This is a genomic window from Bradyrhizobium sp. CCGUVB14, from assembly GCF_024199935.1.
In the GTDB taxonomy this organism is placed as follows: domain Bacteria; phylum Pseudomonadota; class Alphaproteobacteria; order Rhizobiales; family Xanthobacteraceae; genus Bradyrhizobium.
Genome location: NZ_JANADS010000001.1, coordinates 5,307,052 through 5,320,459, shown reverse-complemented (window position 1 = coordinate 5,320,459; position 13,408 = coordinate 5,307,052). Strand labels below are relative to the sequence as shown.

Annotated in this window: 14 protein-coding genes; 5 read left to right on the top strand and 9 right to left on the bottom strand. The window is 63.2% G+C overall.

Features of this window, described 5'->3' with window-relative positions; all coding sequences use genetic code 11:
- Positions 1-5: 5 nt before the first annotated feature.
- The 6 genes from NLM32_RS24740 to NLM32_RS24715 form a co-directional block, all read right to left on the bottom strand.
- Positions 6-824 carry a sugar phosphate isomerase/epimerase gene (locus NLM32_RS24740; protein ID WP_254131471.1) on the bottom strand — a complete coding sequence of 273 codons (819 nt, stop codon included), beginning with the start codon at positions 822-824 and terminating at the stop codon, positions 6-8.
- The gene (locus tag NLM32_RS24735) at positions 824-1,480 is read right to left on the bottom strand and encodes a hypothetical protein (RefSeq protein ID WP_254131470.1); all 657 of its coding nucleotides are present in this window, start codon (positions 1,478-1,480) and stop codon (positions 824-826) included. Before NLM32_RS24735 ends, NLM32_RS24740 begins: the two co-directional genes overlap by 1 nt.
- Positions 1,481-1,495: 15 nt before the next feature.
- A complete protein-coding gene (locus NLM32_RS24730; RefSeq protein WP_254131469.1) occupies positions 1,496-1,990 on the bottom strand; it encodes a type II 3-dehydroquinate dehydratase in 495 nt (164 codons plus the stop codon).
- A gap of 32 nt (positions 1,991-2,022) precedes the next feature.
- Entirely contained in the window at positions 2,023-3,303 is a 1,281-nt protein-coding gene (locus NLM32_RS24725; RefSeq protein ID WP_254131468.1) for a TRAP transporter large permease, read from the bottom strand.
- Position 3,304: 1 nt separating this feature from the next.
- Positions 3,305-3,814 (bottom strand): TRAP transporter small permease, encoded by a 510-nt coding sequence (locus NLM32_RS24720; RefSeq protein ID WP_254131467.1) that lies wholly within the window; start codon positions 3,812-3,814, stop codon positions 3,305-3,307.
- A 76-nt stretch (positions 3,815-3,890) separates the two neighbouring features.
- Complete coding sequence (locus NLM32_RS24715) at positions 3,891-4,910, bottom strand: TRAP transporter substrate-binding protein (protein WP_254131466.1); 1,020 nt, start codon at positions 4,908-4,910, stop codon at positions 3,891-3,893.
- Positions 4,911-5,139: 229 nt separating this feature from the next.
- Here NLM32_RS24715 and NLM32_RS24710 point away from each other — a divergent pair, with 229 nt between their 5' ends.
- From NLM32_RS24710 to NLM32_RS24700, 3 genes are read left to right on the top strand one after another with little or no spacing between them, the layout of a single operon-like run.
- A complete protein-coding gene (locus tag NLM32_RS24710) occupies positions 5,140-5,799 on the top strand; it encodes a GntR family transcriptional regulator (RefSeq protein ID WP_254131465.1) in 660 nt (219 codons plus the stop codon).
- Between the two features lie 50 nt (positions 5,800-5,849).
- The gene (locus NLM32_RS24705) at positions 5,850-7,022 is read left to right on the top strand and encodes a Xaa-Pro peptidase family protein (RefSeq protein WP_254131464.1); all 1,173 of its coding nucleotides are present in this window, start codon (positions 5,850-5,852) and stop codon (positions 7,020-7,022) included.
- Positions 7,019-7,888, top strand: coding sequence for an SMP-30/gluconolactonase/LRE family protein (locus NLM32_RS24700; protein WP_254131463.1), 870 nt, complete (start codon positions 7,019-7,021; stop codon positions 7,886-7,888). Before NLM32_RS24705 ends, NLM32_RS24700 begins: the two co-directional genes overlap by 4 nt.
- Here NLM32_RS24700 and NLM32_RS24695 read toward each other — a convergent pair.
- Positions 7,885-8,700, bottom strand: a complete 816-nt coding sequence (locus tag NLM32_RS24695) for a hypothetical protein (protein ID WP_254131462.1) — start codon at positions 8,698-8,700, stop codon at positions 7,885-7,887. The two genes, NLM32_RS24700 and NLM32_RS24695, sit on opposite strands and share 4 nt — an antisense overlap.
- Positions 8,701-8,900: 200 nt before the next feature.
- On the opposite strand from NLM32_RS24695, the gene NLM32_RS24690 reads away from it, so the two are divergent.
- Together NLM32_RS24690 and NLM32_RS24685 are read left to right on the top strand one after the other, a co-directional pair.
- Positions 8,901-9,440, top strand: coding sequence for a helix-turn-helix domain-containing protein (locus NLM32_RS24690; RefSeq protein WP_254131461.1), 540 nt, complete (start codon positions 8,901-8,903; stop codon positions 9,438-9,440).
- A 107-nt stretch (positions 9,441-9,547) separates the two neighbouring features.
- A complete protein-coding gene (locus tag NLM32_RS24685) occupies positions 9,548-9,940 on the top strand; it encodes a cupin domain-containing protein (RefSeq protein ID WP_254131460.1) in 393 nt (130 codons plus the stop codon).
- Positions 9,941-10,007: 67 nt separating this feature from the next.
- Here NLM32_RS24685 and NLM32_RS24680 read toward each other — a convergent pair whose 3' ends face one another.
- Together NLM32_RS24680 and NLM32_RS24675 are read right to left on the bottom strand one after the other, a co-directional pair.
- Entirely contained in the window at positions 10,008-11,330 is a 1,323-nt protein-coding gene (locus NLM32_RS24680; RefSeq protein ID WP_254131459.1) for an adenylate/guanylate cyclase domain-containing protein, read from the bottom strand.
- Positions 11,331-11,407: 77 nt separating this feature from the next.
- A complete protein-coding gene (locus tag NLM32_RS24675; protein ID WP_254131458.1) occupies positions 11,408-13,402 on the bottom strand; it encodes a primary-amine oxidase in 1,995 nt (664 codons plus the stop codon).
- Positions 13,403-13,408: the final 6 nt, after the last annotated feature.

Below are 13,408 nucleotides of genomic sequence, written 5' to 3'. Positions count from 1 at the left end.
TTCCCTCAGGACTTCGCGCGCGCCCTCTCGACCACGGCCTTGCCCGCCGCGAGTGCCCGGCGCGCCCGGGTTTCGGCATCGACGGTCTTCGCCAACTGGACGGTCGGAACCTCGATGCTGATGGTGAGGTCGTCCGGCATCGCCCGCGTCAGTTCAACAAGGTCGATGCCGCCCTCGCCCGGAAACATCCGCTCCTCGCGCGCGGCATGGATGAGCTGCTCCGTCGTCGTCGGACGCTCAGTCGGACCGTCGCAGAGCTGCCAATAGTGCAGCCGATGCGCCGGGACGGTGCGGAGATCGGCAAGCGAGCTCTGCGATCGGTCGAAATGCAGGGCATCGACCAGAATGCCGGCAGAGGGATGGTCGACGTCGGCGACGATCCGCATCGCGGTCTTGAGGTCCGGAACGCTGGTCCAGGGCATGAATTCCAGGTCGGACGTCAGTCCATACGCGGCAGCCGCCTCGCAAAACCGATGGTAGCGGTCCGAAAACCGCGTCAGATCCGGATCATAGGCGGCCACGAGGATGTGCCGCGCGCCGAGACGCGCGCCCGTTTCGAAGAAGGGCGTGAAGGACGCGACATCGGTTTCCGGCCTGAACGCGACGACCTCGAGATCGGCAACGCTCACGCCCGTCGCCTGCAATCGCGCCAGCGTCTCCCGCAAGAGCGGTGCATCGTCCATCAGGCGGTAGGCTGTTCCGCCCGGCGTCGCCGGCAGCAGCCTGAGCCCGACTTTCTCGTAGCCGCAGCGCGCCGCCAGCGCGATCATCTCGGGCGGCGCAAGCTCGAGCACGGTCAGGGCGGCGAGCGAGAAACTTGCCATCAGCCGAAATCCGCGATGCGGGCGTCGAGCGTAAACATGGTTTGATAGACTTCCGGCTCGCTCGCTCGCCCAAGAATGTCAGGCGCAATCGTGCGCGCCTGCTGCAAGGCGGCCTGCAGCGAGGCTCCATCGAGCGCCTCGATCAACAGAAGGCCCGAGAAGAAGCCCTCCTCCTTGCGCATGCCCTTCTCCGTCGTCGGCACCGATGTCCGCGCCTCGTCGGTTGCTCCGATCTGCACGGCGGCGACCCCGTCGCACGCAACCAGCGCCTCGGCCAATGTCATGGGGTTACCAGGCAGCTTCTCGATCCGGAGCGCCAGAATTGTGGCCCCCTCGCCCCGCCCTGCCCGCACCAGCATGGCGCCGCCGCCCCGCATGAAATTGCCAAGCCTTGGCATGATGCGCTGTGACCACGGCGTCGGCGCGTTGAGGCGTGCCAGATAGGCTTCGCCGTCGAGGACCTCGGGCGTTTCCAGCTCGTACAGGATGAAGAAGCGATTGATATCGTCCCGCGTGGTGCAGAACACGCGCGATGCGAGGAACCCTTTCGTGGTCACGCGCTCCGCGGTGTGCTCGCGCGTCAGCCAGTGCCGGTAATCGGTCAGGTCCTGCGCTGCGACATCGCTCCAGATGGCGAGAAATCCCGATCCGCGCATCCCGCTCTCCTGAGGCTATGCCCGACCCGCGACCGCTAGCCCATGAAGGGCCGGCGGGATCGTTGCAGGCAATTGTCCGAGCTTTTGGACGGCCGCCAGAATCGCGGCGAGATAGCCGTAGGGACCCAGGCCGCAGATCACGGCCGTGCAGGCACCCGACGTGATCGAGTGGCGGTGCAGCTCGTCGCGCGCGTGGATGTTGGAGATATGCAGCTCGATCTTCACGCCTTCAAAAATCTTGAGCGCATCGATCAGGGCGATCGAGGTGAAGGAATAGCCGGCCGGGTTGATGATGATCGCATCCGCGTTGCCATGCGCGGACTGGATCAGGCTGACGAGCTCGCCCTCCATGTTGGACTGATGGAACGCGATCGAGACGCCGAGCTGGTCGGCCAGCGCCCGGCAACTCGCCTCGATCTCCTGCAGCGTCGTCCGGCCGTAGATATGCGGCTCCCTGATGCCGAGGAAATTGAGATTGGGCCCGTTGAGGATCATGATGTTCGCGGCCATTGCCCTGCTCCGTTCCATTGTACCCGATGCGACTAGCCGCCGAACCATCTTGCCGGGATCGTGACCAGTCCCGGGAACAATACCATCGCGAACAGGACGATCAGTTGCGCGATCATGAAGGGCCAGACGCCCTTGATGATGTCCTCCATGCTGATCCTGGAGACGCCGCAGACGACGTTGAGCACGATTCCGACCGGTGGCGTGATCAGGCCGATGGAATTGTTGATGATGAAGAGCACGCCGAAATAAACCGGGTCGATATGGGCCGCCTTGATGATCGGCATCAGGATCGGCGTCAGGATCAGGATGGTCGGCGTCATGTCGAGCGCCGTGCCCACGATCACCACCACGACCATGATCGCGAGCATCAGGATGGTGTTGTTGCCCATGAAGGGTTTTAAGAGATCGACCACCTGGGCGGAGATCTCGGACACCGTGATCAGCCAGGACGACACCAGCGCGGCGGCGACGAGGAACATGACGACGCTCGTCGTCACGGCGGAGGACACCATCACTGCGTAGACCTCGGACCATTTCAGCTCGCGATAGATGCAGGTCGCGACGAACAGCGAATAGACGGCGACGACGACGCCGGCCTCGGTCGGGGTGAAGATGCCGAAGCGCAGGCCCACGATGATGATCCCGGGCAGCATCAACGCCCAGAAACCGTCGATGACGGCGTGCAGGATCTCGCGCAGCGAGGCCCGCGGCGGCGGCGTCAGGTTTTCCTTGCGCACGACCCAGTACCAGGCGGCGCAGAGGCCCAATCCGAGCAGCAGTCCCGGCACGATGCCGGCCAGAAAAAGCTTGGAGATCGAGACGTTGGCGGCGACGCCGAAGATCACGAAGCCGATGCTGGGCGGGATGACCGGGCCGATGACGCCGCCGGCGGCGACGAGGCCTGCCGCGTAAGTCTTCTTGTGCCCGGCCGCCACCATCATCGGCACCAGCAGCGCCGCGAGCGCGGCGGCGTCGGCGGCCGCCGACCCCGACAGCGACGACAGGATACAGGCCGCCATGATCGTGACGTAACCAAGCCCGCCGCGGAAATGCCCGACCGCAACGAGGGCGACATTGACGATGCGCTTGGCCAATCCGCCCTTGTTCATGATCTCGCCTGCGAGCATGAAGAAGGGAATCGCCATCAGCGGAAAGCTGTCGGCGCCGTTGATGACGTTCTGCGCCACGATCTGGGAGTCGAACATGTCGATCGTGCTCATCAGCGCGACGCCGCAGATGAGGAGCGCGAAGGCGATCGGCATGCCCAGCGCCATGGCGCCGAGCAGAGAGAAGGTGAAGACGGCGATCGTCATGTCACTGCTCCTCCGATTCCCGGACGGCCACCATGTCCTCCTCGCTCGCCTGCCCGCTGATCACGCGGTACAAATCGTAGAGAAGGATCACGGCGGTCGATGCGCCGAAGATCACGCCGACCGCGTAGAAGATGCCCATCGAAAGACCGGTCGCCGGTGCACGATCGTCGAGGTTGATGATGGTCTGCCGCCAGCTGCCGGACAGCAGAAGCCAGTCGGCAAACAACATCAGGCAGTAATTGAGCACGAAGCAGATGCGCTTGCCGGAGGCCGGCAGCTTCCGGATCAGGGTGTCGACGCCGAGATGGGCGTGCTCGCGCATCGCGACGATGGCCCCGAGGAAGGTCAGCCAGACCAGCAGCCAGCGCGACAGCTCCTCGGAGATCGTGATGCCGGAGTTGAAGCCGTAACGCAGCACCACGTTGCCGAAGACCAGGACCACCATGACCGCGAGACACGCGGCAATGACGGCCTTTAGGAAGCTGCAATAGAGATCGAGAGCGCGCGCCATGCGTGACGTCCGGGCAAAGGAGGAGCGTGAGACGGCCATGGGCCGGCTCGGCCGCCTGCGTTAACGAAGAGGTGGACTACTTCACGTCCTTGCGGATGCGCTCGACTTCGTCGTTGAAGAGCTTCACCGTCTCGGGACGAAAGCTGGCGGAGATCTTATCCGCGACCGGCTGCGACGTCTTGCGCATGCGCTCGGTCTCCTCGGGCGCGATCGCGTTGTACTGCATGCCCTTGGCCTGCAATTCCGCCAGCGCCTTTTCGGTCTGCGCGCGCGTCTGCTCCTTCTGGTAGCCGCGGCTCTCCTCATAGGCTTCGCGCATCAGGCGCTGCTCGGTCGGCGACAGCTTGTCCCAGAACGCCTTGCTCACCAGGATGATGTTGAGCGTGAAGGTGTGGTTGGTGGCGGAGACGTATTTCTGCACTTCGTAGAATTTGTTGGAGAGGATGACCGTGTAGGGATTCTCCTCGCCGTCGACGGTGCGGGTCTCCAGCGCCGAATACAGCTCGCCGAAGGCCATCGGGACCGGATTGGCTTTGAAGGCGCCGAAGGTCTCGAGATAGACCGGGTTCGGGATCACGCGCAGCTTGAGGCCGCTGAAATCCTCGAGCTTGGTGATGGGCCGTGTGCTGTTGGTGACGTTGCGGAAGCCGAGGCCCCAATAGCCGAGACCGATCAGGCCCTTCGACGGCAAGGTATCGAGCATCGCCGTGCCGAATTTGCCGGTCGCGAGCGCATCGGCCTGCTCGGTCGTGTTGAACAGGAACGGGAAATCGACGAGGCCGAACTCCGGAATGACGGTTGCGAGTGAGGTCGTGGAGGCCGACAGCATTTCCTGGGTGCCGCCGCGTAGCGCGGATTGCTGCTGCAATTCGTTGCCGAGCTGTGAGGCTGCGAACTCGCGGACCTTCATCTTGCCTCCGCTCTTCGCCAGCAGGATCTCGGCGAATTTCTGCACGCCAAAGCTGACGGGGTGATCGGTGTTGTTCAGGTGCCCCCACCTGATCGTCCGCTCCTGAATGTCATCGGCGGCGGATGCGCCGACCGTCAGCGCCACGCAGATCGCCGTCGCAGACAGCGCCCGTACCCACAAGCTCATCGTTACCTCCTTGGTCCCACGGGGCACGAACGGCGGCTTAAGCGCTCATTTTCTCGTACCCTCAGGTTATTTACACATCATACATATATTTCCAAGTCAAACGACATTATCCGTTTCATATGAGATTATTGTAGACGTCAGGTATCGACGATCTGCTATAGTGCTGGCAACATTGATGGTTCGCCTGCTCTTGCGCAGCGGGCGGTCCGGACAAGCGGGATCAGAAGGCATGACGGCACTCGAGGAACGGCCTTTGTCGGCGGGCGACAGCGGCTATCAGCGCATCCGCTCCGACATCATTTTCGGGGTGCTGACGCCGTCCGGACGTCTCAAGCTCGATGCCATGAAGGAAGACTACGGCGTCAGCATCTCGACGCTGCGTGAGATCCTCAATCGCCTGACGTCGGAGGGTTTCGTGGTGGCCGAAGGCCAGCGCGGCTTCGAGGTGGCGCCGATCTCGATCCAGAACCTGCGCGAGCTCGCCGATCTGCGCATCCTGCTGGAGCATCACGCGATGGCCGAGTCGTTTCGGGCCGGTGATGTCGAGTGGGAGGGACGCGTGGTGTCGGCGCATCACAAGCTGGCCGCGACCGAGCGCACCGTCCTCAAGGAGGGCGACGATCCCGAGCTGCGCAAGCGCTACGACGGCGAATTCCACCAGGCGCTGATTTCGAGCTGCGGCTCGCGCGAGCTGATGCACACGCACGCGATCGTATTCGACAAATACTTCCGCTACGCGCTGCGCTATCGCGGCACCGAGACGATCAACCAGCACAAGGCGCTGCTGGAATGCGCGCTGAAGCGCGACATCAAGAGCGCGAGAACTGTGCTTAGCGAGCACATCAATGGCTGCGTCGCGCATGCCCTGTCGTCCTGGAAGGATTCCTGACCGCCCTCGCCTGCCCGCAAGATCAAATCGTCGACGCAGAAGAACGATCGATGCACGCCAATATTCCATTCTCCACGGCCAGGCTCGACGGCCTGCTCGACGATGCCGGCATCGACGTCCTGATCGTGACGTCGAAGCACAACATCCAGTACCTTCTCGGCGGGTACTATCATTTCCAGTTCAACTACATGGAAGCGATCGGCATCAGCCGGTATCTGCCCGTCTTCGTCTACGTGAAGGGCGACCTGGACAAGTCGGCTTACATCGCCAACCGCAACGAGCGGGACAGCATCCACAACAGAACCAGCGCCGGTTATTGGATGCCGCCGGTTGTGTTCGGGTCGTCGACCTCGGTCGAGGCGATGACGCTCGCGCTTGGGCATATCAAGGCCATCGCGACGCCCACGCTTCGCGTCGGCGCGGAGCTGTCATTCCTGCCGGCCGATGCCGCGGACGTGCTGCGCCGGGAGCTTCCCGATTGCCCGCTTGTCGAGGCGATGCGGCCGCTGGAGAAACTGCGCTCGATCAAGACCGCGGCCGAGCTGGAGATCCTCCGCGAGGCGTCCGAGCGCGTGGTCGCGTCGATGATGGACGCGGCGAGCCGTACCCGCGCCGGCCAGAGCAAGCGCGAGATCATCGATCATCTGCGCCGCGCGGAGCTGTCGCGCGACATGGTCTTCGAATATGCGCTGGTGACGATGGGCACGAGCCTCAACCGGGCGCCGTCCGAGCAGCGCCTTGCGCCCGGCGATATCGTCTCGCTGGATTCAGGCGGAAACTACAAAGGCTATATCGGCGATCTCTGCCGGATGGCCGTGCACGGGACGCCGGACGGCGAGCTGGTCGATCTGCTCGACGAGATCGATTTGATCCAGCAGGCAGCCCGCGCGCCGATCCGCGCGGGTCTTGACGGCTGCGGGATCTACGCCGCCGCCACGGAAGCGCTGGCGCGATCGCCTCACGGCAAGCAGATGCATTTCGTCGCCCACGGCATGGGCATCGTTAGCCACGAAGCGCCACGCCTGACAGCGAACGGCCCCATTCCCTATCCCGCCGATGACGCCAACGCGCCACTGGAAGCCGGCATGGTCATCTCGATCGAAACCACGCTGCCCCACCCCCGACGGGGCTTCATCAAGCTTGAGGATACCATCGCCGTGACCCCGGATGGCTATCAGGCCTTTGGCGACGGTTCGCGCGGCTGGAACCGGATCCCGGCATGAGCGCGAATTCGATCTCCCCGCACAAGGTCGAGACCGCCGTCGCCAGCGCGGATATTCTGGGCGAGACGCCCTTGTGGTGCGACCGCTCCCGCAAGCTGTGGTGGATCGACATCGACGGCAGGCTGCATCAATCCTTCGACCCGGCGACGGGCGCGCATCATGTCACCTCCTACGCATGCCGATTCCTCGGCAGCCAGGCCCTGACGGTGGACGGTGCGCATCTGCTCGCGCGGGATTTGGCCCTCCACCACCGCCAGACCGTGATCGAGGTCGAACGCGGCCTCGACAACCGTCTCAACGACGGCCGCGTCGACGCCCGTGGCCGCCTGTGGATCGGCACCATGGACAACCAGCTGCATCGCCCGAACGGCGCGCTCTATCGCGTGACTGGTGACGGCCAGGTCGCACGCATCTTCGACGACGTCATCGTCACCAACGGGATTGCGTTCTCGCCCGACCATCGCACGCTCTATTTCACGGACACGCGGCGGTATCGCACCTTTGCGTTCGACTTCGATCTCGACGACGGCGTGATCCGAAACAGGCGCCTGTTTGCCGATTACAGCGCCTCGCAGGAGCGACCTGACGGCGCCTGCGTTGATGTGACCGGCGGGCTATGGACGGCGTTCTTCTCGGGCGGCCGGGTGGTGCGCTATCGGCCGGACGGAACGATCGACACCGTCATCCCGCTGCCTGTGACCAATCCGACATGCCTGTGTTTTGGCGGCAGCGACCTCAAAACGCTGTACGTGACCACGGCCCGGAAATTCCTGGATCAGCAGCAGCTCAGTGTCGAGCCTCAGGCCGGTCATCTTCTCGCCATCCACGGCGTTGCGCAGGGTCTGCCGGAACACCGTTTCGGCTAGCGTAGCGGCAACAGCTCCAACTGGCTCTGCGCCTTCTTCACGACCGCCGCAAACCAGCTCTGGCTCGGTGCCTCCTTGGCGAAGCACTTTGTGTAGGCGTCCATCGCCTGATCTTCCTTGGCCATGGAATCCTGCGGGACCTTTTTGGCCATCATCTGCTTCCAGACCTTCTCGCAAGCCGGGATCTCGGCCGTCTTCACGGCGTCAGTTGCGGCCAGGAAGAAGACCTTCTCGCCCTGGATCGCGACCACGTCGATCTCGTGCGGCGGCCCTTTCAAATCGCCATTGCCACGGACGCCGAGGACGGCGACCGCAGCGCCTGCGGATGCGGGTTTGGTGATCGGCAGCTCCGCGTATTTGGCGAAGGCGGCGTCCTGGATCGCCTGGTAGTAGAAGCGGTCCGACCTGAACGCCGCATCGATCTCCTGCGGCATGCCGTCCTTGCCGTGCTCGTGCAGCCAGTGCTTGAGCAGCGCGGTCGTGGTCACCACGGCCTGCTGCTTGTCGCCTTCGGTGGCGAAGCCGAGCCCGTCGAGATGGCCGAAGCCGATGTCTTCCCTGAACAGCGTGTCGACGTTCGACTTGCCCTCGGCCGGCAGCCCCTTGATCGTGACGGGACCAACCAGGCCGCGCAGCACTCCGGTCAGCTCGTTGAGCGCCGCGTCGTGCTGCTTGAAGGTCTCGTCGCTCTCCTTGGCCTTGGAGAATTTGGCGATGTAGCGGTCGCGCAGATCGAGATAGTGCTGCTCGGGAGACGCCGCGTGTGCTGATGTGGCGAAGGCGAGCAGGCAGAGCAAGGCGAGCGATCTCATTGCGATGTCCGGAAGGCTAAGGGCGATCTCCAGTCTTGGTGGCGTCGCCGGGCCGGAAGGTTCATCCCGTCGCGGTGTCCTGCCCGGTCGAGAACCAATCCTTCACCATGGCTTGCGGGTTCGATTGAGCGCAGGGAACCCGGGAGGTAAAATCGGCTGCAGATTTTCAGCAGGTGCTGGACATCCCGGGGGCGACGTCCATGAGCGAATTGCGCGCTGCGACCAGGCAATCCACGGCCAGGACCGGGATCATCGAATTCGATGGCGCCAGGGGCACGGTGAGCATCCCCTGCACCATCGCGGACGTATCAGGCACCGGCGCGCGGCTGAAGCTCGACTGGTCGCTGTCGTTTCCGAAAGAAGCCACGCTGGTCTTTGCCGACGGCTTGCGAAAAACCTGCCGCGTCGCCTGGCAGAAGCGGCGGCTGATCGGCGTCGCCTTCGTCGATGGCGTCGCGAGCGCGGACGAGCAGGCACTCATGATGACCGAGGAAGAGCAGGCCCTGCACCGGCGCCATATTGGCGCGCAGGTCAAAGGCGCGCGCGAGGCGCGAGGCTATACCGAGGCCCAGATCGCCAACCTGGTCGGCGTCTCGCCCGAGTTCGTCTCGCGGGCCGAGAATGGCGAGATCAGCATCCCGCTCCACCAGCTCACCCACATGGCCGATTTGTTGCTGGTCGATCTCGACAGTCTCGTGGCCGGCCCGGCATCCAGCGACGTCGAACTGATGGCGGAGTGAGCGCACTGCCCCTGCGGGACAGCCCTGCTCTGCCGGTCCACGTGGGAAACGCCTTTTGCCTGCTGTAAGCTCGCACCCGCGTCAGTGTCGACGCGGGAGATGATCGTATGGCGGAGCCGGGTTTCGGTCGGTTCATGAAGGACCACCGGGAGTTTTTCAACGCGCTGGCCAATGAGGGATGGCGCTCGGTGCCCGGCTATGTCGGGGTCGAGGAGAAGATCCTGTCCGGTCGCTTCGATCACGCGGCACGGACGGGTGCGGTGACCCGCTTGTCGCGCTGGGTCGCCGGTGCCTCTGTGGGCCAGCCAGTCTCGCACGATTGGTGCGAGGAGGTCTTTCTGGTTTCGGGTACGCTGTCGATCGGCACCGCGTCACGGGAAACACGAGTCCTGGAGGCCGGCACCTATGCTGTGAGGCCGGCCCATGTCGAGCATGGACCGTTCTTCACCCGCGATGGCTGCCTGATGATCGAATTTCTCTACTATCCGCCGGCGAACTAGCGGTTTCCGCGAACGTCTGTTTTTCGGCTGGCTCTCCCGGGCGTGCGAAGGGCTCTGGCAATCACCGTTACAGGCTGGCGGCGAAAATATCCCATCGGCCCGGAAGGCCCTTGAATTCGTGCGAACCACGCGAGGCGAAGCTTAAACCTGCGCCAGCAACCAGATCAGTTACGACCCTTGAGACCAGAACCTCGTCAGCGTTCGAATGCCCCATGACGCGCGCTGCCGCGTGCACGGCAATCCCGCCGATGTCGCCGCCCCTGATCTCAATCTCACCTGTGTGAAGACCCGCTCGCACCGCCAGACCCAGTTGCTTCGAGGAATGACTGAAAGCCAGCGCGCAACGAACCGCGCGACCGGGACCGTCGAATGTCGCCAGGATGCCGTCACCTGTGCTTTTTATGAACGTGCCGCGATGCTGCTGGATGACGTCCTTTGCCAACTGATCATGCCGGTCCAGAACCTGTCGCCATTTCAGGTCTCCCATATTGGCAGCGTTGCGCGTGGAATCGACGATATCGGTGAAAAGCACGGTCGCCAAAACCCGCTCCCTGTCGCGCGATGAGCTTTCGCGGCTGCCCGTGATGAACTCTTCGACGTCTCCTAACAGGGTGTCGGCGTCACCGGAGCCCAGTATGTGATCACCATCCGGGTACTCGATATATTTGGCGTCGGGAATCTTCCTTGCGAGATTTCGTCCGGCTTGCACCGGAATGAGAGCGTCCGTCTCGCGGTGAAGGATCAATGTTGACACTCGCACCGCCGACAATATGGACTCGACGTCGATAGCGGCGTTCAGCAAGGAAAAGGACTTGAACGCCCCTGGGCTGGCAGACAGCCTTTCAAACTTGGCGAAATGTTTGACCGCCTCAGGGTTATGAGCCTCACTCGGATTGATAAGATTGATCAATCCCCCCGTTCCCCACGCCTTTGCACGTTCGGACACGAGCGCTGCGTAGTTCGCGACCTTTTGGGCCGGTGAGCTCGCAAAGCCGGCGTACAGAATGAGATGAGAGACGCGATCGGGGTATGTCGCGGCAAACAAGATGCTCATTGCCGAACCTTCGGAGATACCCATCAGGGCCGCGCGGGGCGAACCGATTTCATCCATGATGGCTCGAACGTCGTCCATGCGCTGTTCAAGCGAGGGAGCATCCGGCATTCTGTCGGAGAGGCCCTGGCCTCGCTTGTCAAAGGTGACGACCCGGGCGAAATGAGCCAGGCGCCGCAACGAGGTCGTGTATCCCGGGCCTTCATGCATGAACTCGACATGGGACACCATGCCGGGGACGATGATGAGATCGATCGGTCCCTCACCGATTGTTTGATATGCGATGTTGAGCTCCCCGCTTAGCGCGTAGCGGGTCACAGGCAATTCGAAATCGCTCATCGGGCGCCTCCACGACCGTCGTGGATGTTGCGCTCCCGCCAATGCCTGAGCAAGCCCCTACCGCGCGGTCTGCAGACCTAGCCCTTGTGGCAGCACGACCCGCTGCCGGCGTCCTTCTGCTCACCCGCAAGCACGCTGCGGCTGTTGCGGTCCGGCGGGATGTCGCCGGCCGCGTTGGCCGCGAAGAAGCCGGTCGGCTTCAAGATGAAGCCGGCATATTCGACCGGCATGATCGGAAAATCCTCGGGCTTGCAGATGTGAGTGTGGCCGAAGGAGTGCCACAGCACGATATCGGTATTCTCGATGTTGCGGTTCTGAGCGGCATAGCGCGGCAACCCATCGCCGCCGGCATGGTTGTTGGGATAATCGCCGCTGGCGTATTTCTCGTCCTTGTCGAAGGCCGTGACCCAAACGTGCTTGGTCGCAAAACCGCCGCGCCTGCGGACGTAGCTGCCCTCCTGGGCCAGCATCAGAGGGCTTGGATTGACCACGAGCTTATAGGCCGGCGCGTTGCCGACCGAATTGGTCTCGTTGGGATTGCTGATCTTCCAGAACCGACCGGTCTCGCCATTGGCAATGGCGGCGGCATCGCGCTCGCGTGACAGCACGCGCGTGGTGGCGTCGAACGCATTGCCGTGCGGGTTGTCCGCCCCCCAGGGCCGCGGCACGAACTCGTGCTCGCTGACGGTGTTGCCGCCGCCGTCGAGATCCATGTGCATGCGCACGTTGAAGAAGTGCTGGTGCGTCGGGCCGCCGAGATTGTCGTCGACCATCCCGCCCCATTTGTACTTTTCGCCAGACGGCACGGCGGCGGTCTGGATGATGCCGGTGAGTTTTGTCTCTAACTGGATCGTGCCGTCCTGGTAGAGATACCAGTAGAAGCCGTAGTCGTAGTTGCCGACGGTGGCGAAGAACGAGATGACGAGCCGCCGCGAGCGCCGCACCTCGAACAGGCCGTTGCGGAATTCGTAGTGCTTCCAGGCAATTCCGTAGTCTTCTTCATGCATGCAGATAGCGTTTTGCATGACGAAGGGTTTTCCATTGTTGTCGGCGGCCGGCACGTCGAAATAATGGATGTTGCCGAGGCAGTCGCAGCCGAGCTCGAGCGCGTTCGCAAGCATGCCGAGGCCGTATTCGCCGGCATCGAACGCCGACTTCCAGAAATGGTTCGCGCTGGGATCGGCGTAAGGCACCACCATCTCGGTGACGCTGGCGCGATGGATCAGCGACCGCTTGCGCGCGCCGTCCTGGTAGGCGAGCTGATGCAGCACCAGCCCTTCGCGCGGCGTGAAGCCGACGCGAAAACTCCATTTCTGCCAGTCGACCTTCCAGCCATCGACCTCAAAGCTCGCGCCCTCGGGCTGCTCGATATGCAGCGGCTTGATGTCGGTTCGCGTATTGGTGACTTCATGCGCGCCGTAATTCCGCTTCTTGCGCGGGATCGGCACGATCGGGTCCCCGTCGGTGAGGTCGAGCACTTTGCCGCTGATGAGGTCGACGACCGCGACCACGCCCTCGATCGGATGAGCATAGCCGTTGTCCTGGAGATGCTCGCGAAAGAAGCTGACAGCGCGGACGATGCGCGCGCCGCGCTCATACTCAAAATCGAAGAAGCCCGAGGAGAACGGATCGACCTGGACCAGCTCGATGTCCTTGTCGGTGAGGCCGCGCCGGTACATCGCATTTCGCCAGCCGGGATCGGCCTTGACCATGGCCTCGCACTTGATGATTTCCTCCAGCATCACCGACGGCTGCCCATAGGGCGCCTCCCGGTTCGGAATGACTTTTCGGGCGACGATCTCGTTGCGAGTCAGATCGACGATGTGCTCGATCGCCTCTCCCGTCGCGATATCGAGTGTCAGCGCGAACGCACGACGCGGCACGCCACCCGCAGCCAGCTCCTGCTTGGTCGGCTCTTCCAGCCGCACCGTCGGGAAGCGACAATTCTCGGGCGAGGCTGATGCCGAACGCACAAGCGTGCAGGCGGCGATGATCTCCTCGGCGGTCAGCGGATCGAGCGGATGCGGCGCCGCGGTCTGCGCCTGCGATTTGGCTTTGACTGTATCGAGCATGGTGAT